Annotated in this window: 25 protein-coding genes; 3 read left to right on the forward strand and 22 right to left on the reverse strand. The window is 34.6% G+C overall.

Annotated features, from left to right (window positions below; translation table 11 throughout):
- Positions 1-52 precede the first annotated feature (52 nt).
- The 15 genes from ACQKN4_RS11725 to ACQKN4_RS11795 form a co-directional block, all read right to left on the reverse strand.
- On the reverse strand, positions 53-331 hold the full coding sequence (locus ACQKN4_RS11725; protein WP_427483743.1) for a DUF1450 domain-containing protein: 279 nt from the start codon (positions 329-331) through the stop codon (positions 53-55).
- Positions 332-398: 67 nt separating this feature from the next.
- The gene (locus tag ACQKN4_RS11730; protein ID WP_427483828.1) at positions 399-533 is read right to left on the reverse strand and encodes a hypothetical protein; all 135 of its coding nucleotides are present in this window, start codon (positions 531-533) and stop codon (positions 399-401) included.
- Positions 534-556: 23 nt separating this feature from the next.
- Entirely contained in the window at positions 557-1012 is a 456-nt protein-coding gene (locus ACQKN4_RS11735) for an Imm43 family immunity protein (protein ID WP_427483744.1), read from the reverse strand.
- Between the two features lie 272 nt (positions 1013-1284).
- On the reverse strand, positions 1285-2145 hold the full coding sequence (locus ACQKN4_RS11740) for an alpha/beta fold hydrolase (protein WP_427483745.1): 861 nt from the start codon (positions 2143-2145) through the stop codon (positions 1285-1287).
- A 231-nt stretch (positions 2146-2376) separates the two neighbouring features.
- Entirely contained in the window at positions 2377-2796 is a 420-nt protein-coding gene (locus tag ACQKN4_RS11745; protein ID WP_427483746.1) for a hypothetical protein, read from the reverse strand.
- Positions 2797-2975: 179 nt separating this feature from the next.
- Positions 2976-3482 (reverse strand): imm68 putative immunity domain-containing protein, encoded by a 507-nt coding sequence (locus ACQKN4_RS11750; RefSeq protein ID WP_079562016.1) that lies wholly within the window; start codon positions 3480-3482, stop codon positions 2976-2978.
- A gap of 289 nt (positions 3483-3771) precedes the next feature.
- Positions 3772-4017: a hypothetical protein gene (locus ACQKN4_RS11755; protein ID WP_079562015.1), complete on the reverse strand. Its 246-nt coding sequence runs from the start codon at positions 4015-4017 to the stop codon at positions 3772-3774.
- A gap of 231 nt (positions 4018-4248) precedes the next feature.
- Positions 4249-4500, reverse strand: coding sequence for a hypothetical protein (locus ACQKN4_RS11760; RefSeq protein ID WP_079562014.1), 252 nt, complete (start codon positions 4498-4500; stop codon positions 4249-4251).
- 168 nt (positions 4501-4668) lie between these two features.
- Complete coding sequence (locus ACQKN4_RS11765; RefSeq protein ID WP_079562013.1) at positions 4669-5262, reverse strand: DUF6241 domain-containing protein; 594 nt, start codon at positions 5260-5262, stop codon at positions 4669-4671.
- 148 nt (positions 5263-5410) lie between these two features.
- Complete coding sequence (locus tag ACQKN4_RS11770; RefSeq protein WP_276207760.1) at positions 5411-5737, reverse strand: DUF5713 family protein; 327 nt, start codon at positions 5735-5737, stop codon at positions 5411-5413.
- Positions 5738-6076: 339 nt separating this feature from the next.
- On the reverse strand, positions 6077-6961 hold the full coding sequence (locus tag ACQKN4_RS11775; protein ID WP_427483747.1) for a sensor histidine kinase: 885 nt from the start codon (positions 6959-6961) through the stop codon (positions 6077-6079).
- Between the two features lie 13 nt (positions 6962-6974).
- Positions 6975-7757: an ABC transporter permease gene (locus ACQKN4_RS11780; RefSeq protein WP_427483748.1), complete on the reverse strand. Its 783-nt coding sequence runs from the start codon at positions 7755-7757 to the stop codon at positions 6975-6977.
- A complete protein-coding gene (locus ACQKN4_RS11785) occupies positions 7750-8673 on the reverse strand; it encodes an ATP-binding cassette domain-containing protein (RefSeq protein ID WP_079562010.1) in 924 nt (307 codons plus the stop codon). The genes ACQKN4_RS11780 and ACQKN4_RS11785 overlap by 8 nt, the downstream gene beginning before the upstream one ends.
- Positions 8674-8755: 82 nt before the next feature.
- Positions 8756-9430, reverse strand: coding sequence for a response regulator transcription factor (locus tag ACQKN4_RS11790; RefSeq protein ID WP_427483749.1), 675 nt, complete (start codon positions 9428-9430; stop codon positions 8756-8758).
- Between the two features lie 434 nt (positions 9431-9864).
- Positions 9865-10746, reverse strand: coding sequence for a LysR family transcriptional regulator (locus ACQKN4_RS11795; RefSeq protein WP_427483750.1), 882 nt, complete (start codon positions 10744-10746; stop codon positions 9865-9867).
- Positions 10747-10869: 123 nt separating this feature from the next.
- On the opposite strand from ACQKN4_RS11795, the gene ACQKN4_RS11800 reads away from it, so the two are divergent.
- The gene (locus tag ACQKN4_RS11800) at positions 10870-11895 is read left to right on the forward strand and encodes a DUF2332 domain-containing protein (protein WP_427483751.1); all 1026 of its coding nucleotides are present in this window, start codon (positions 10870-10872) and stop codon (positions 11893-11895) included.
- Positions 11896-11967: 72 nt separating this feature from the next.
- Here the strand turns inward: ACQKN4_RS11800 and ACQKN4_RS11805 are convergent, their stop codons facing one another.
- From ACQKN4_RS11805 to cdaS, 5 genes are all read right to left on the reverse strand, one after another.
- A complete protein-coding gene (locus ACQKN4_RS11805) occupies positions 11968-12534 on the reverse strand; it encodes an NADPH-dependent FMN reductase (protein ID WP_427483752.1) in 567 nt (188 codons plus the stop codon).
- 12 nt (positions 12535-12546) lie between these two features.
- On the reverse strand, positions 12547-13602 hold the full coding sequence (locus tag ACQKN4_RS11810) for an LLM class flavin-dependent oxidoreductase (protein ID WP_427483753.1): 1056 nt from the start codon (positions 13600-13602) through the stop codon (positions 12547-12549).
- A gap of 14 nt (positions 13603-13616) precedes the next feature.
- Positions 13617-14558, reverse strand: coding sequence for a ring-cleaving dioxygenase (locus tag ACQKN4_RS11815; protein WP_427483754.1), 942 nt, complete (start codon positions 14556-14558; stop codon positions 13617-13619).
- 53 nt (positions 14559-14611) lie between these two features.
- Positions 14612-15055, reverse strand: coding sequence for a MarR family winged helix-turn-helix transcriptional regulator (locus tag ACQKN4_RS11820; RefSeq protein ID WP_079562004.1), 444 nt, complete (start codon positions 15053-15055; stop codon positions 14612-14614).
- 98 nt (positions 15056-15153) lie between these two features.
- Complete coding sequence (gene cdaS / locus ACQKN4_RS11825; RefSeq protein WP_427483755.1) at positions 15154-15774, reverse strand: sporulation-specific diadenylate cyclase CdaS; 621 nt, start codon at positions 15772-15774, stop codon at positions 15154-15156.
- A gap of 230 nt (positions 15775-16004) precedes the next feature.
- Between cdaS and ACQKN4_RS11830 the strand changes: the two genes are divergently transcribed.
- The gene (locus ACQKN4_RS11830; protein WP_427483756.1) at positions 16005-16433 is read left to right on the forward strand and encodes a hypothetical protein; all 429 of its coding nucleotides are present in this window, start codon (positions 16005-16007) and stop codon (positions 16431-16433) included.
- A 42-nt stretch (positions 16434-16475) separates the two neighbouring features.
- Here ACQKN4_RS11830 and ACQKN4_RS11835 read toward each other — a convergent pair whose 3' ends face one another.
- Positions 16476-16706 carry an acyl-phosphate glycerol 3-phosphate acyltransferase gene (locus ACQKN4_RS11835; protein ID WP_079562002.1) on the reverse strand — a complete coding sequence of 77 codons (231 nt, stop codon included), beginning with the start codon at positions 16704-16706 and terminating at the stop codon, positions 16476-16478.
- Positions 16707-17551: 845 nt separating this feature from the next.
- Between ACQKN4_RS11835 and ACQKN4_RS11840 the strand changes: the two genes are divergently transcribed.
- Positions 17552-17890, forward strand: coding sequence for a hypothetical protein (locus tag ACQKN4_RS11840; protein ID WP_427483757.1), 339 nt, complete (start codon positions 17552-17554; stop codon positions 17888-17890).
- Between the two features lie 211 nt (positions 17891-18101).
- On the opposite strand, the gene ACQKN4_RS11845 is transcribed toward ACQKN4_RS11840, so the two are convergent.
- Complete coding sequence (locus ACQKN4_RS11845; protein WP_427483758.1) at positions 18102-19532, reverse strand: DHA2 family efflux MFS transporter permease subunit; 1431 nt, start codon at positions 19530-19532, stop codon at positions 18102-18104.
- Positions 19533-19621 lie beyond the last annotated feature (89 nt).

Consider the following 19621-nt stretch of genomic DNA (forward strand, 5'->3'; position numbering starts at 1 on the left):
CATCATAAAGTAAAAAACAGCTTGTTGATTTATGTTAACAAGCTGTTTTCATTCAATAAAGAGGATTTTGTATAATTTCTTGATCAATTGCCTTCACTAACGTCTCTGCATCATCTGCAGTAACGATTTCTCCATTGACAATGGCGAAGATCCCTTGCTCACAGATTTCACAATGTGATGTACAGCCCGATTCTTCTATTTCAATATCAGATCTTTCAACTAATACATCATAGGCATCTGCCGCACCTAGTGATAAGTTTGTCATACAAAACTCTACTCTATTTTTCAATTGCTGCGGCTCTTTCTTTTTCTTAAAAAAAGAAAATACCATCTTTTGATCTCCCCTCCTCTCTCAAACAAAAGTTTTCGAACTTTCCTGAAAAATAGTCGCTATAATACTAAGGCTTATACACATCAGCTTCATTTGAGGGGACAAAGGTAATTCCCTTCAATTTAAGTTTTTCAGCCTCTTTTTTAAATTCTTCTGAACAAAACATCATACTGTATAGTCTAATATTATTAATTAGAAACACGTCAGGAAAAGTAATTGTACCTTTCAATTGTAAATCCCATATTTTTTAAAACGTCCATTTTGCCTATAAAATTCAATATTTGATTTCTCCATATCTATTACATCTTCTAACTTATCAAAAAAACGCACATAAAAGTATTCCTTTGAAGATATACTTTCTTTATGCTTGTTCACCATATATACTTTAGTGTATTGAAAATTGTTAATTCCAAATTTCTGCAATAGGTTTAGAAATTCTAACGATACAAAAAATCCACCAACCTCACATCTTAAATCAAAATCATATTTTATATCTTTTGAAACAAACCATATTTCCTCTGGCAACTCTGTCACAATATTTCTTGAGCTCCTCCATTCCCCATCATCGGAGTCTCTTGCTTCAAAAGGATCTTTTTCAAAGAATTCTGTATGCATAATCCCCTCTAGGTAAGTAGGACAAAAAATACCTTCTTTTTTAAAAATCGCATATGTATGTCCCATATATAAAACGTCATTCCTTTCATTTAAGATAATCTACCACTCTACTACATGATGAGCAACAGCATTAATAAAGCAAATTATTGTCGTACTTTGTAATTAAATAAAGAGTTCATCAGCATTTTCTTTAACGCCTTCTCTTATTTAGATGGCATCTTTTTTTCACACCTATTAAACCATTCGTTAAAGGTTTCTCTTTGCCAGCCTGTCTTAAAAAAGAATGGCCGATACTACAATTAGAAGGTTTCGGAAGAAATGATCGGACTTTAAAGTTACTAAACACTTAAAAAATCAACGATCATTTTCTTTTCTAGATCTGGCATCATATGCATGTGTCCGCATCCTTTTAACATATGAGCAGTGTTATTTGGTATAATTCTTTTGGCTCTTGATAATACTTTTTTCGCTGGAAATAAACAATCTTTTTCTGCTGCCATAATAAGCGTCGGTGCTTTACACCGTTGCATTAATTGTTCACTCACATTGGATGGCATCCCTACTTTTGTTTTTACATGATCAAAACTATCTCTCACCATATCCAAAGTATCTTTATCAAGAACTTCTTCTCTAATAGCCCTAAATAAAGCTGTTTTTTTTATATATTTTTCTTTCTTTGTTAGTTTATATTTGAGTAGTGGTATCATCATTTTTAGAGTACTGATTGGAAAGGCATTGTTAATACCTGATGGCACAATTAATACGGATTTTTTTATTTTCTCTGGTGCGGTACACATCAGTTTTGCCAGAACTCCGCCTCCAAACGAAACCCCAAAACAAGCTATTTTGTCAAATCCAAGCGCTGTTATCACATCATTTGCCCACTTTCCATAATCATCATTACGAGGAGAGAGATTAACCTCATCACTTTTTCCAGGGTGGCCAATAATATCAACCGCATAGATATGAAAATCCTTAAGCAGAAATCTGTACATTAATAAATTATAGGCAGTCGTACTATTCCCTCCATGAAATACTAACAATGGTTCACCCGATAGATTGCCAATTTCAATGATATGTGTTCTTCCAAAACGAGTATGAACGAAAACATCCTTATATGAATATTCCAATTTTTTCAATTGATTATCATAAAGCTTTAGTGACATTTCTCTTCCAAATTGTGTCTTGTATATACCCATATGACCCTCTCTTTTAAGTTATCTCATCCATTAATTTAATTACGATGCAGATGTTCCATTAAACGCTCCAACTACATCGGATGATTTTGAGACCACGTAATAGACTTCTCTATAATTTTTACATCCTTTGCTTGAATCCTATCACTTATAACAACTAGGAATATTGCCATCGCGCGTAATCATTCCCATCAACCTATTTTCATTTTTCGAAGGGCTGTTTATATAACGTTTCTATTTTTTTATGTAATCAAAGATCACGGCCCAACCGTCCCTAGGGCTACCATATCCCCATAGAGGTCCCGTCATTTCATCCAATTGATTGAGCTTTTCCTGATATTTTGTCACCATGGCTTGACGCTCTTCTTGCGTATACGCATTCAAACGTTCGTCACTTACCTTAAGTCGCATATTATGCAGGAAGTTGATCATGTCACAATAAAGTGAGTCATCCTCAAACGTAATGAAATCTGGGAAAATCGCAATAACTTCGTCAAAAGCATTCTGCAAATGCTGTAAACCAAATTTCGCTAAAACCTCGGAAATATACGGAACAAGATGCGGCTGATACGCGATGATACCGTCCCAGCCATCACACTGCCAGTTACCGATCGTATTGATGGCGATGTGAAGTTGAAATAACTCTGGCGACACCTTCTCTTGGATGGCATCCAGTTCGCCGATCTCTCATATTTTATCGGATAATTCTGCTAAATTCATTTCATCTGCTGGGATTTTTCCATCCCATATCTCATTCAATCCAATACTCATAGTTACACCTCTCTCGGAATTAGAATTCTGATTTCTCTTTCTTCGCTATTTCAATTGAGATTTTACATGTTTAGTTCTTCTAAAATCTCCTTGCATATCTTTGCAATTTCTCGCATATCATTTTCAGGGCAAAACTCCGCCAAATCATAACTTAAAGGGTAATGTATAAAATCTTCCAATACTCCCCTCAAAAAAGCCATTTCTTCTTTTTCTACTTTTAATGAAATAACAGCATTTTTGTCCATGATGCCGCCACCTAAATCCGTTAGAGGAACCTTACCGTTTTTTTGACATTCCAGAATAATAGCCGTAATATCGATCAACAAATTGATCACGCAGCCTATATCTTGAAAAAATTCTTTTTCTATAATACGGTAAATGTCTTTCGTTTGGCGTAAGTCTTTTATTTCCCTAGTATTATTCAGTTGAAAGTCTTGGAAAATATTTTTAACGTTTATTTCTGTTGGAATATCCGACTCAAATTCTCTGTCAACTAAATAGTCGATTAAAGTAAATGTATCATCGGTTCCTCCAATATAGTTACCCCACCATTTCTCAATGTACATCATCGCTTTTCTGGCCTCCTCAAAAATCTTGTTTGTTCAGCAAATTTGGAAAACTAGTTGTAATTGTTCCTCCATCCCCTTTATGTATCGCAGCAATATGATAAATTCTTCTTATTTATCTCGGCACTGTTCTCTAATGCCTTTAAAATATCTGTTATCTTCATCTTTTCCCTTTTTCCGAACCCAATGGGGCAAAACTGTAGCGCCTAAACTTTCAACAACTTTTACTTACTACTTTAAAAGATATATTAAGAATAAAATATTTCGAGATTTTCAAGCAAATAGAAATCTACTAGATTGGTACATTGTATCCGGTTTCCCCCAAGATCTGTCGTAGTTGCTGCAGAAGCTTAAGCCACTCTTTTATAAATAAATCTGTTTTCATCGTAATACTCCGATAGTCATCACGACTATTTTTTTTACCGATTAAATAGAAGTCGTTGGTCCAATAAAACATTATGTCTTTAGATTTATGTAGGTCATTGTACCATTCCGAAAGTGCTTGATTTAAAAGGGGAAGCTTACATTGTAATGTCACTTATGAACATCTCTTTTTCAAGCCCTTCAAAGTTGTGTTTTTCTAACGCCCTGTTTAGAAACTCTAAAAATAGATTCCCTAAATAATACCTTTGTCATGACACCTACCTCTTTCTAAACAGTGTATTTTATTGAAGTTACACACCCGGCTCACCAGACACTCAATTACTATGTTTCTACAACTATCCCGAGAAAGAACGAGCATCTCGTTTTCTATTGGTTTTCAGACACTTCATTTCCATATCCATAGATGAGGTGAACAAAATCCGGTTACAACATCTAATAATTCGAGTAGTAGATCTTCAGAAGAATCCTTCTTAAAGTCTCCTCTTAAACTTTCTAACACTACATATGCATCATTTTGCTTACCACCGGCATCTTTATATTCTTTAAGGATTTTATGTAAATCAAAAAATTTGAAATGATTGATTAAGCCATAGCGAATGCAGGTTTCCAATTTTTGATTATTACATTCTTTATTCACACTTTATCACTTTCCCTATTTACTTTGTATCTTAGATAAAGAATTTTGCTACTCACCTTAAATTACGTTCCAGCAGGAAATGTAGTGAGATATTATTTGTTTCTTTTAAATCTTTTTTCTAAACCAATTAATAATTATCTCTAATTTCAAGCGCAAAAAAAGCAGAAATTAACTCTGCTTTTCTATTGGAATACTAAAGACTTGGAATATATAATCTTTCTCTTGTTCTTTTGTAGAAATCCCAGTGGCTATACCACCTTCTTTTGTCCCTTGAATAAACCACATATCATTATGGTCTTTATCAACAGATTTAAAATCACCTTGTTTCCAACGATTTAATATATCTAAATATTTATTACTGTGTTCGTATCCATCTTTATTTTCCTCTACCATTTGTAGTAAAAGTTCAATTCTTTTCGGTGTAATCATAATGGATGATTCTTTCTCATCTGCAATAATCTTTTGATGTGACATTTCTTGAATAACTTCTTGCATTAGGTTATCAATAAAGGGTTCATCCCCACTTTTCCATTCATCAATCTTTTTGGAATACGTAGTATTTTCCCAACCAAAATTCGTATCCACTGTCGATACAAACTCTTCCTTAACATGTTCTTTTGAAATTGATTGACCGCTAGTTAAATCACTCTCGGCACTTTTAGAGTTTTCGCTTTCATCGTTCTTTTTCATAATCAAAAACGTCCCACTTACACTCAATAATGCGGTTAAAACAACCATACCTAAAACATGCATTCTCTTCATTTTTTTACCACCTTTATAAATAATTATCCCTAACATTATGTAAACATCAGCACAATAACAGACCAGATGGAGCCTTATCAGATGTCAACAAACGATACTTTTCTAAAACCCGTTGATACAAAAGGAATTCAAATCACATAAAAATTTTTCACCAATCTCGTTCTCTAAGAGCTTCTTCAATATCGATGTCAATCTCAAAATATTGTAAAATCTTTTCTACTGTTAATCCGATTGAATCTCGTGCAAACGTTTCAATTTCACTGTCATTTTCATAAAACTCATTTTGTAGCTCATTGATCGCTATAGTCATTTCGTCTAATTTTTCTTGAATCTCTTCTATTGTATAATTGTTCTCCTCAATAAAATGTACTACATTAACAATATGAGATTTAAGTTTATCGACTAAAAATGATGGAAAGAAAGAATCTTCATACATATCCTCTAGATAGTTGAATTCAGAATCAAGTTTCTTCACAATTTTTCCTCCTTTGAAATCTAAGCTATTTGTACCTATCCTATTATCTTTTCATACTATAAACCTTGCCTTTTCTGCATTTTGTAAATATAGAGACATATCTTAAACAAGAATTAAAATCGTTTATTTTTGCGGTTAAAGTCTTAAAAGCCCCAATCTGTTCAATTTGACCATCATTATTGATTGCCGTAATCATAACCACTACAACATATACTATAATTACCATAAATAGATATGGTTTTCCATAAGGATTATGTCATTGTTTTTTCCAGCTTTTCGATATAGACGTTTTAAGTAATATTAGTAGCCAAAATGCACTAAGCTTCTTGGCTACTAATATTACTTATTCTTTTTTAAGCACACTAAAAACTCAATCATGCCATCTTCTATATTGGCCGTTGCACTTCCACCTAATTTTTCTGCTAGCAGCCTGACTATAGATAGCCCTAAACCAGTGCTTTTACGTCTGGAACTGTCTGTTGTATAAAATCGATCAAAAAGCTGGTTAGGATTTAGTTGAATATTTTCGTCAATCGGATTTTGAAAACAGATATAGGCATGTTCTTCTTCTAACCATAGCTTGATAGTTACATCACCTTGCGCATGCATAATGTTATTTCGTACTAAGTTTTGCACAATACGTAAAAGCATTTCTTCATCAGAGTTTATAATGAGTGGCTCAAAATTAGGCAAATTGACGGCTATTCCTTTTTCTTCAAATTGTGCATAGGCACCGGCAATCTCTTCAAATACAATATTTGATATATTGATACGATTCTTTTTAGGTTGATCTTCATTACTATGCAAATAGGAATATTCAAAAAATGTTTCTACTAATTGCTCCAGTCTTCCAACATGTTTTTGTGCAACTTCAAGCTTTGCGAGCTGCTTTTCTGTTAAGGGTTCTTTTAAAAGCATTTGTTGATAGCCCTTGATTGCCGTTAGTGGGGTACGAAAATCATGAGAAATATTAGAAATCATTTCTTTATAGTATTTTTCTTCCCGTTTAATATACGACCTTGATTTTTGCGATTCTATTAATATACGATTTATATTTACCACAAGTTGATTTACTTCTTTGTTTAAAAGTTCGACACTAATTGGCTGCGTATATTGCTCATGTAGACGTTGTGACAATTGTACATTTATCAATCGTAGTTGCCTTTGTATATAAAAAATATAAAACAGTAATCCTACAATGACTACAATTGCCACAATCCACATTTCCTACATCCCCTTATCTGATTTCTGCTTTTCTAAATGTCATGTATGTTAAATACAACACTACTACTATAAACATGGCACAAACGGAAACGGCCGAAATTATATCCCCTTTACTCATGCTTAAATTAAGCGTAATATACTCCACTGAATAGGGTGTAAAGGATAATATTTTATTCATCATCTCAAATGAATTTTGGAAGCTTGCCACCTGCCCAAAGAACATGGACATCATATAATACGCAGCTACTACAAGCACCGATTTTCTTAAGGCAAACGCAAGTAAAATACAAATCGTTAACTGAGCAAGATAGACCATCATCATTGTGATCACTATTGTTACGTATTCACCAAAGATACCACTAGTAGTCAAAGTTAAAATGCTTAAAAAACCTGCTGCTTTCCCGCCCATACTAAACGTGCTGTCCATTGATAGCCCAATGATAGTCACGATGATATAAGGACTTACAAGAACAATAAGTAAGATCCAGAAAACAATCGCTTTACTTATGACAATTTGGATTCTTGCAAAGCCGCTTATAATAGGATGATGGATATTTTTTGTGTCAAAGTCTGAACAAATTAGTGTAGTGGCAAGTACCGCGCCTACTATGGACATCATATTCATATCAGATAATAAAAAACCAACGTTGCTGATGCTTTCATTTATTGTGTTATTGCCGATACCATAGGCAATACAAAACATTGCGATTGCAGAACATGTTGTAAGAGCCAGTAAGACCCAAAATATTTTAGATTTAGTTGTTTTATAGAGGTAAGCACGTACTAAATTAAACATGTCGCTCACCTCCAATTAGCGTAAGGAAGTAGTTCTCTAATGTATCTCCTTGTAGACTAAACTCCGTAAGTGTTATTCCATTTTCAAATAATGCTGTTGATACATCCCCAAGATCTTCTAAGAAATCATACAATTTAATCATTCTATTAGGCATGACTTGAAAGTTTTGTGTTTTAAGAATAGTTTCTAATACATGTGCACATTTTTCTGGAGCTGTACAACCAATGCGAATATAATGTCTACATTCTTCGTCGAGCTGTTGTTGAGTCATTTGTTTCATAATTTTCCCTTTATGAATAATGATATAATCAGTAGTTGTTTGATAAAGTTCCGGTAAATTATGACTCGAAATTAAAATCGTCATCTGTCGCTCTTCACAAAGACGTGTTAAAAGCTGACGAATTTCAACAACACCTATAGGATCTAACCCATTTACTGGCTCATCTAAAATCAATAGCTCTGGGTTCGTTAATAACGCAATGGCTATACCTAGACGTTGTTTCATTCCTAGCGAAAAATGCTTCGCTTTCTTTTTGTTTGTACTTGTCAATCCAACCAATTGCAGTATCTCATCCTCGAGCTCCTCATTCGGAATCCCCCGCATTAATCGATGATATTTAAGGTTACCTTTTGCAGTCATATCAGGGCTAATCGCTGGTTGTTCAATCATGCTGGCAATACGTTTTCGTTGCTGTTGGATCTCCTTGTCAGCTGATCTTCCAAATAACTCAAATGAACCTTCTGTTTGAAAACTAATCCCAGAAATAATCTTCATTAAAGTTGATTTTCCCGCACCATTTTCACCAATAAGCCCATAAATACGTCCTTCTTTTAATTCGATTGATACGTCGTGAAGTACTGTTTGCTTTTTATATATTTTAGTTAATTGATTCGTTTTTAATATGGTTTCCCCCATATTTAGCACCTCCCTTTCATATTCATAGATTACTCATGAAAGGTATAGATAAAGTAAAGATGGCGTATAGATTACGGATAATTTATAGACGCAAACGGTACCCAAGCCCTCGAAGCGTCTCGATATAATCCGCTTGTGGATTTATTGTCTTTAATTTTTGACGAAGATTACTAATATGAATTTTAATAATATGTTCATCCCCTAAGTATTCTTCTTGCCAAATGGATTCATATAAATTTGCTTTCGTAAATACTTTCTCTTGGTTCGTCATAAACAATTCGAGCAATAAATATTCCTTTGCAGTTAGCAAGACCTCTACACCATTTACTGTAACTCGCTTAGCGATATCATCCAATAAGATATTTTTATATTGGAGCTGCTTCATTGGTGTAGCCTGTTTTTTAACACGACGCAAAATAGATTCAACACGGGCAAGAACCTCGCCAAGGTCAAAAGGTTTCGTAATATAATCGTCCGCTCCTAAACGAAGCAAATCAATTTTTGTTGACACTAAATCTTTAGCTGAAATCATAACAACAGGTACATCCGAAATAGCGCGAATTTCTTTTAGTAATTCATCCCCGCTTTTATAGGGAAGCATGATGTCAAGAAGCACAAGATCAAACTCATTTTGCAGAAATGCCCGGTGACCTTCTACCCCATCCATCACACTGGTTACCTGATAATCTGCTTGCTCAAACAATTCGGTTAGCATTGCATTTACATCTTCATGATCCTCAACCATTAAAATTCTCAATACAATCACACCTTTGTTAAATTATTCCTGTTCTTATTATATAAAACTTTATGTTATCCAGCATTAAACAATTTTAATAGCTATCATCATATCGTAGTTGATTTCCGTTCCGACTGGGCGCTTTGTTGCTAACGCTTCGCTTTCGCGCAGAGCAAAGCTTCCTGGGGGCAACTCGCTGAGTCACCCTTAGTTGCTAAAAACTGAAATTATTCCGATAAAAGTTATAATTGTTCCGATAAATCTTCAAAGTATTCATCTAGGATGTGATGGTTTTAGCCTTCGCCTTCACTCCTCTATGGCTAATTCCAAGGAGTCGCCCAACCTCCACTCCAATCAACTTTACATAGCATATACAAAATGATTTCCCTACTTTTGATATGAACCATTAATAAAGATACGACCTAGACAAATAATTACGAAATTGTTGACGATACTCACAAATAATCCCTCGTCTGAAATAAACATAATAACTCTTCTGGAACTCGGATCAACTCCTTATAAAAAAGGTAAACAGGAACACTTGGTAAAGCTATCTCATCAAAGGGAATGATATTAAACCGACCCTCCATCCGCTCTCTTCTAACAATCATCCTTGGTAAAAATGACATACCCAGCCCATCTTTTATTAAGCGCTTTACCACATAGGATTGAGATATGGACACTTGCTTGGTAACTACATATTTTTCCTGTAGCTTATGTAATAATTCCTCCCAAATAGTTGGATGATGGTGTGTAAATAAAGTGTACGTTTGAAATAATTCCTCATAGTCAATATAAGCTCCCGTCTCATCATCAAAGGCATCTAGTGGAATAACCAATTCTAAAGGACTTTCTACAAGAAGTTCTTGGTTCCAATGCCGATAACGAGTTGGCAATAAAGAAATACCAATATGCGCCTGATCACGATTGATTAAATCCTCAATTTTTGCTGAATCCTCTACTAGAATCGATATTTCAATGGACGGGTGTTCATTGATAAACTGATAGATTACATGAGGTAATATCGTTTCCACCATTAAGGGAGTCATTGCAATAATTAGCTTTTCTTCAATTCCTTTTGTCGCTAACTGAAAACGTTCAATACTTTTATCCCATTGATGAATAATTTGCTGAGCTTCTACTAGAAAAAGGTGCCCTGCCTCCGTTAATTGCACACGGTTTTTTTCACGTTTAAATAATTTTACATTCAAAAATTGTTCTAATTGATGAATATGAACAGTGATACTTGGCTGCGATAAATGTAGTTCTTCTGCTGCCATTCGAAAATTACAGGATTTAGCTGCAACTACAAAAGACTGTATCCATTTATAATCCAATATCTCATCCCCTTCAATTAATGTTTTTAATCAACTTCATTATCTATATTTAATTTACTAAATTATCCAATAATAATAAACTTAAAAATAGATCGATTACTTTTACACAAAGGGGAGAATCGTATGTTAGCTAAATTAAGGAAACAATTCCGTACTTTTGCAAAAAATGAATGTGAAAACTCAAGTCCACTGTACGAACATTTAGCGAATAAGATTGCTGATGACGATGAACTATTAAAAGTTGCGGCGTCTATACCTCAAGGACAACCCGTACCTAATTTATTATTAGCTGGTGTTCAGTATTTACTGTCATCATCAAAGGACGATTTAGTTCATTTTTATCCATCTTTAACGACAGCACCCAAAGCAATAAGTGGAGTGTACCCAGTTTTTAAAGCATTCGTCTTGTCCCATTCAGACGAATTGAAGACTTTATTTCAAGAAAAACTTGTTCAGACAAATGAAATTCGCCGTTGTTCTTACCTTTATCCGATGATGACAGAAATTTATGAACACCACAAAAAACCATTAGCCTTCATAGAAATTGGTGCAAGTGCAGGGCTTCAACTTGGGATGGATCAATACAATTACTGCTACAATCAACAGCTTCACATAAACAATTCTAATAATGATTTCATTTTGTCATCAGAAAATCAAGGTCAGCCGCTTCCAACTTCTATTTCAAATGCTCCAGTTGTTTGTAAGCGAGTGGGCATCGATTTAAATCCTATTGATATTCATAATGAGGAAGAGCTACAATGGCTCCAAGCCTTAATTTGGCCAGAGCATCAAGAACGTAGACTTTTGTTAAATCATGCGCTCCCTATTTTAAAAGAGCTCGATTTACAACTGATAAAAGGAGATGCCATTAAACTTATTAAAGATATTAGTAGAGAAATTAAAGAAGAAGCGATGTTAGTTGTTTACCATACACATGTGGCCAATCAAATCCCAATGGAGTTACGCCTTGAATTAATGAAGCAATTAAAAGAGATTAGCATAGAACGACCTCTCTACCATTGCTATAACAATTTATTTGATATGCAACTGCATCAAGATTTCATTGAACAAGGAGAAATAGAATCTATACGGACAATGGAGCGCCCTGATGGCCATGCTCGATGGTTCAAGTGGTCCAACCAAAAATAAAAATATCACGAAAAAACGCTGTATAAGATTGCCCCCTTATACAGCGTCTAAAATTTATTAAATTAGTAATCTCTAAAAATCATATTCCGCATCTTTTTTAGCACGAATTTCTGCAAACGCATCACCTATCATCACTGTATCCTCAGCTAAACGTTCAAGGCGGAATAGGACGTCATCATTCACAATTTCCTTCCGTAAAAAATCCTTTTCCTCTATAAATACATACGTCGGAACGATATGAGCTTTCATATAAGCAAGAATTGGCTTTAACTGCTGCTCAATCATTAGATAGTGCTTCGATGTGCCAGCTGTAACAACCGTACTCACCACTTTATCGCGAAACGCATTGACAGGTAGTAAGTCAAAAATATTTTTCAACGTTGCAGGAATCGAAGCTTGAAATGTTGGCGTTCCAATGACAATTGCATCTGCAGCCATAATTGTTTCGGCCACATATTTCGTATCCCCATCATATTCAAAATAATTTCGTCCATCACTAAACTCCATTTTGTATTCAGCAAGATCTAGCAACACTACCTCATGCTCTGGATATTGATTTTGTATGATTTCAACCACCCTACTGATGGCTGTTTTTGTTTTTGAACCGACAATTGAACCAGCTAGTGCAACAATTTTCATGCTGAACACTCCCTATTTTACTGTATATTTTTTAATCGCAGGTAAAATATCGTTCCCTATAATTTCAATATTTTTCATTAATTTATCGAATGGCACACCGCCAAAATCAATTTGTGCCATAAATCGTTGCATGCCATAGAGCTCGTATTGATATAGTAATTTTTCAATAATCTGTTCCTTACTTCCGACCATTAAAGCGTCTCGTGTATCTGGCGCTTGTGCAAATTGTTGCTTTGGATAACCCGCGCCACGAATTGCTTGGAATCCACCATTTAAATGTGGATACATCCCTTGTAGTGCCTCTTTCGTCGTATCAGCAACATAAAATAGGCTTGTTGTAGCAATCGGTAAATCTTTCGGATCAAAGCCACTACGCTCTGCTGCTTCTCTGTAGGCATCTACTGATGGCTTAAAGTTCACAGCAGGACCACCTAATGTTGTTAACATCATTGGAATGCCCATATAGCCTGCTTTAATAGCACTGGCAGGAGGTCCACCGACAGCCCGCCAAATTGTCAAAGAGCCATTTTTAGGTTTTGGCATAATTTGCGCATTGTGAAGTGGCGCACGGAATTGCCCTTCCCAAGTGACAAGCTCATTGTCATTTATTTTTTTCAGTAGCTCTAGTTTTTCTTCAAAAATTTCTTCATAATCCTTTAAATCAATGCCTAGTAATTGATATGCACCTACTCGTGAGCCACGACCAGCAACTATTTCAGCGCGTCCATCTGAAATTAAATCAATCGTTGCAAAATCTTCATATACACGTACTGGATCAGAAACACTTAGTACCGTAGCGGAGCTTGTTAATTTAATGTTTGATGTAGCTTGTGCAATTGCTCCTAAAACAACCGTGTGTGCCTGTGTAGTAAAGTACGATTGATGGCTTTCGCCCACACCAAATACATCAATACCTGCTTGTTCTGCAAGCTGACTTGCTTCAACTAGCTCTTGGATTCGTTGCTGAGCTGAAACTCGTTCGCCTGTTAATGGATTTGGAATATGATCCCCTAAAGAATAGAGGCCAAATTCAATGCCTTTTGATTGATCAATGCGGTATTTTTCCATAATTAAACCTCTCCTTAATCTAGTGGTTCTAAATTAGCTTCGATTTCTGCACGTCTTTCTTCTAAAAATGGTGGAAGATCAAGTTCTTTACCAAGATCCTCTACTGCCGAATCAACTGTAAACCCTGGACCATCTGTCGCCATTTCAAATAAAATTCCATTTCGGTCTCTAAAATAGAGACTTTGGAAATAATAACGATCCACAACGCCAGTACTATCAAAGCCCCACTCTTTAATTTTGGCATCCCACTCTTGCAATTCATCCACTGTTCCAACACGTAGTGCAAGATGATGAATACTACCACGACCAGGTTTCTCACTTGGCCCTTCTAATTCTGTAACGACGATTTCTCCAAGTACTTCTCCAGGAATGGATTGCAATACTACCTCTTTTTCACTTTCTTTAACAGCTGTATAATTAAATAGCTCTTTTAATAAGCTTACTGTCCGTTGTAAGTAACGAACTGTCATTTCAACTGTACCCATTCCTAAAATACGATGTTCCGCCGGGATATCAGAGCCGTCCCATGGTTGCCAATGCGCAGGTGTTTCGTGACCATGAATATTTAAAAGCACCATTCGTAACCCTTCATGGTCCTCAAAAAATAATGCATCTTTACCTGCATAAGTTGTTATTTCACTATGTTCAACTTCTAATTCTTGAAAACGATCTTTCCAATATTGCAGACTGTCATAGCTTGGTACTAGTAGTCCGATACGTGTAATGGCATTTGTTCCTCGAACTGTCCGTCCTGCTACGGGCATTTCAAAAAATGTTAATTCTGTACCTGCAGCTCCTGTTAGGTCTCCATAAAACAAATGATACATAGAAGGCGAATCTTGGTTGACTGTTTTTTTCACACGACGCAAGCCGAGAATTTTTGTATAAAAATCATTATTACGTTTGCCGTTTTTAGTTAACATTGATATATGATGATGTCCACTTAATTTGTTCATGAATGTTTCCTCCTCATCTTCACTTGACTAAGCAAGTGATGTTGCAAAAAAAATCACGCTGGGGGTAATTTTTTTCCACGACTATGCTTCTCTAATTTTGACATTAGTATATTTAAATTTTTCATTTCTTCTTCTGTTAATACTTCTTCAAAAAATGAAGATTGAAACTGTAGCTGACTTGGTGTTGCCTCATCAATCATTTGCTCGCCTTTAGCTGTGAGCGAAATTGTTTTAGTCTTCCAATTTTGCTTGCGTTCAATAAGTCCATCTTTTTCTAGACGAGCAAGCATTCGAGACATTCCACCTTGCGTCACTGTCACTTTCTCTGCTAACTGCGATTGCGTTAACGGTGCATATGTCTTTATTTGTATTAGGACATCAAACTGTGCAGTCGTTAAGTCAAAGCGCTTTAAAAACTCATTAGATAGCTGGTTGCTTTGATTGGTAAAGCGCATCATCCGAATCCATGTCAGTGATCCGAGTGTGTGTTTTCGCATGCTTCCTCCCCCTCTCAATCATCACTTTACCACGCAAGTGATAAACAAGCAAGGAAAATATCTTGAATTCAAGATATTATATAGTGTGAAGCTTCACACTATATAATGCCATGCGTCGTAATCGGATATAAGTTTCCTTTAAAGGCAAAAGAAATTCTCCCTGTTTCTTCAGACACTACCATAACAAGCGCATCACTTACTTCACTTAATCCTAATGCTGCTCGATGTCTAGTGCCTAATTTCTTTTCCCCCGTATGTCTGTCTGAAAGTGGCAAAACATTTGCTGCTGAATCAATTAGATTTTGGCTTATTAAAACTGCGCCATCATGCAGTGGATTTCCAGGAAAAAAAATAGATTCTATTAGGGAATGCGTTACTTCTGCGCCAATATGAATACCCGGCCGGATTAGGGTTGCTAGAGAATCCTCCCGTTCAATCACAATTAGGCCACCATGTCTCCTTGTAGACATATTTTGTACGCAATGCGAAAGCTCAGGATATTTTTCAGTAAACGGAGAAAGATAGCAATTTAAATAAAATGTTGCAGCTTTCATTTCAATCGCTACAAATTTTTCTTTAATTTTTTCAAAGTTCCCAAGAAGACAATTTGTATCAGTATCCATCGCTTCTACGCTTTGCTGTAATGAATGAATGACATGCAGAAGCTCTTCCTTTAAAGTTTGTTTCATTGGTGACATATCGCAATTAGTTGGATCCACAAAAACACCTCGCTTTTCAAATTTTTTATGTATTTTTTTAGTTTCTCTAGATGGAATTATTTTATTCGTCTTGGATTTCATTATGTCAATTTTTCTAAAATAATTGTTTCCGAAAATGTGATGAGGAATCGTGTAAATAACTTTACTTTTCAATTTTTTTAAATCTATTCAATATTCCCATTTTTTTATTTTATAATTAATTTAAAATGATTACTTATTGGAGGTGCTTTTTGAAACGAATTACGTTGTTGTCGTTTTTATTTTTACTTATGATTTCTCCATCTGTGCAAGCACTATCTTGGGCTTATCCTTTCGTCGTTTGGAAAGGAAACGTTTATGAAGTTAAAAGAGAAGAATTAATTGAAGATAATAAAATCGGTAAAATTATAGGAGAAGTAAAGACCAAGCCAAATAATATGACAGGAAATTATTACGGAAATGTCTCAAACTATTACCCAAAAGGGACAAATTATTATGAAATAAAAGAGGTATCCACTTCCACCGCAATTGCAGTAAAAGAAGATCGTCACTGGGTGAAAGCTGTTTTTGTTTATAAAGCCCCTTTTCACATAATGAATGTAATTTCTAACATTTACTTCATATCAGTTGTTATTCTATTTGTAATTGGTGTTATATTATTCAGAATTAAAAAATCCTAAAAGTGTATCCATTAACTTATCTATTGAATACACTTTTTTACCTTACATTTGTCCAGCACGAATTTTCTTAATAATGCTAAATGTTGTGTAGGCAGCAGCCGGCGCAAGCACAAAAATAAAAATAAGCCAAACATTTAAGTTGTCCGTAGCTTTTAGCGTGTCATAATTAGAGATAACAAAAAAGATAAGTCCAAATAATAATAAATAGCTCAGCACATTTGGAAAAATAACAATTAAACGCAATAGTGCTGGAGGCATTTTTTGCTGATTCATATTAAACCACTCCCCTTTAGTCAATTATACGAAAATCTACTACTTACTGCATCATTTTTCTTCAATATTCTAAATCTTCATATTATATTTCCCTCTACATTATATTTGCTCTTTTTTCACTTGATAGGTTGAGATAATGTAAGTTAATTATAAAAATAGGCTGTTTTCGAAAAGATTGTTGCTATTCAACTAACGTAAGCAGGATAGTATAATAAGGTTAACAAATAATAGTATTATTAGAGGCTAAGCGGAAATATAGATTTAACGGAGTATTTAAATGCAATCTTTTTATGTGATTGAGCAAAATATTGTAACAAGAAATCAGTATTATAAAGTTTACGTAAAAGAAGATGAACTATGGTTTGGAAAAATTGGTGGATAATTATTCGGGGTGAAGCAGTTATATTCGAAGTCATTAATAATTGAAACATTGTTTCATTTGGTAAAGTTTTTTAGATTACACCAAGAGTTCGAAAAAAAAGAACTTAAATTAGATAAAATTACTGAACCTGAGCATTTTTTAGCAAAAAGAGGCTCCTTTATTGTTGCTTAGGACAGTTATCTGAAGTAGTAATAAATGAAATTGGAAATGGTTCATTTAAGTTGAAATTTTTTAATGGGCAAGTTAAGGGATTTGAGTTTGAAGAAGAAACAAATTTGGAACAAGTAGCATTAATTTTTTATCCAATACAAGTGAAACATATCGATTTTTAGGGTAGTAGTGTTTCAACTAATGTGAGCGTTGATCTAAGAAGGATTAACGCTCTTTTTTTAACTATTATTATACTAACCAAGCAGGTAGTTCAAGAATGAGACTTGAATATCGAAATTAAAGAGGTGAAATTGTGAAGGTTAAACATTCTATTTTCATTATATTTATATTTTCTATTCAGGTTATTGCAGGCTGTTCTTCAAGTGCTGACTGGAATTCATCATTTGTTATTTGGGATGGATATATTTACGAAATCAGTGAAGAATATGTAATTGAAATAAATGAAGAGATTGGTCAAGTTACCAAGCATTCGGATAAGGAAGGGACTTACCCAGGAAACTTTTCAAATAAGTACAAGAAGGGGACTAAGTATTATTCGATAGAAGGCATTAATACGGATGAAGCGATTGCTATTGAGGAGGATGGAAAGTATCGAAAAGCAATTAGAAATGGAAAATATAGAGAAAAGTAATTTTTCTTCTTAAACAAAACGGGTGCTTTTATTTTAGAAAATAACGATACAAGAAGCAACCATCTTTGAGAAAACAGCCTGAAAATAAGAGCCTTGCTACATAATTGTAGTAAGGCTCTTTATCATTAGTATGAAATTAAAATGCAACAAGCCTCACCAAGTTGACTTCTGAAGTAAAACAACTAAACTCCATTCGTTGAAATATATACAATCACAAACTATTGTTTACTCTTTTTTTAGATGGAACAAATAAAGTTAAAACAAATGCGAGTATCGCTAAGATTGTCATGAAATAATAAGCATCACTTGAACCTAAAATGGAAGCAAGCGTACGTATACCTTCAGCCGTGGCATTCGGTGTTCCTACTAGCAATGTTTTTGCATGGTTTGCCGTTTGTGCTGTAAAAATTGTAATGACGACAGCAGATCCAATAGCACCTGCAATTTGTCGTAATGTATTATTCACTGCTGTACCATGTGTGACAAGTGTTTTAGGTAAGGCATTCAAACCAGCTGTGTTCAACGGCATTGTGATAAAACTCAACCCTATACGTAGAAAAATGGTACGTATCATTAAAAAGCTAAATGTTGTTGTTTCTGTTAAATCTGTTACAACCCACATGGAGGGAATGACAAAAATCAAACCAATAATAAATAACGGTTTTGCACCAAAGCGGTCATACATTTTCCCTGTCACTGGAGACATAAAGGCATTTACAAGAGCACCCGGTAATAATAATAAACCTGCATCTAATGCCGTAAACCCTCTTCCATTTTGTAAATATATCGGTAATAAAATCATATCCGCATACATCATCATTGTGACAATAATGTTGATGATGGACGTTAGCGTAAATACTTTATTTTTAAAAACGGATAAGTTAAGAAGTGGATCAGAAGATTTCATTTGTCGAAGACAGAATAATGCAGTAGTCATTATCCCCACAAGTATAGTGACGATTACAATGTTATCATCCCAGCCATGGCTACCTGCATTACTAAAACCATACAAAATAAGACCAAAGCCAATTGTTGATAAAATAACACTCATTACATCTAACTTCGTATTTGCAGTTTCTGAAACATTAATTAAATATTTCATTGCCATGAATATAACGATCACGACAAATGGAATTATCCCGATAAATAACCAACGCCATGAATAATAATCTATAACGAAGCCTGCTAAAGTTGGTGCAATGGCTGGAGCGAAAATCATAGCAAGCCCAATTAACCCCATCATACTGCCTCTTTTTTCAGGAGGGAAAATAAACATGACGATGCTCATTAGCAATGGCATAATAATTCCTGCTCCAACTGCTTGAATCATACGACCTATTAGTAAGGTTGTGAAGTTCGGAGCTACCGCACAAAAAATAGAGCCTACTAATAAAAACAGCATTGAACTGATAAATAATTGGCGAGTTGAAAAACGTTTCATTAAGTATGCTGTAATAGGGACTAGCACCCCGTTTACTAACATAAAACCAGTAGCTAACCACTGTACGGTTGTAGCAGAAACGGAAAAAACGCCCATTAAATTACTCAATGCAACGTTTAACAGCGTTTGATTAAGAGTAGATAAAAAACACCCGAAAATTAATACTGTTAATAATACTTTTTTATTTATTGATTCCGACATTTCATTCTGCCTCTTTCTACTTGTTTTATTAACACAATGTCAATAAAATAGATAATAACACGTTTATTTTTTCATTCCTATTTACAATT

It is taken from the genome of Lysinibacillus sp. NPDC093692 (assembly GCF_050280125.1).
In the GTDB taxonomy this organism is placed as follows: Bacteria; Bacillota; Bacilli; order Bacillales_A; family Planococcaceae; genus Lysinibacillus.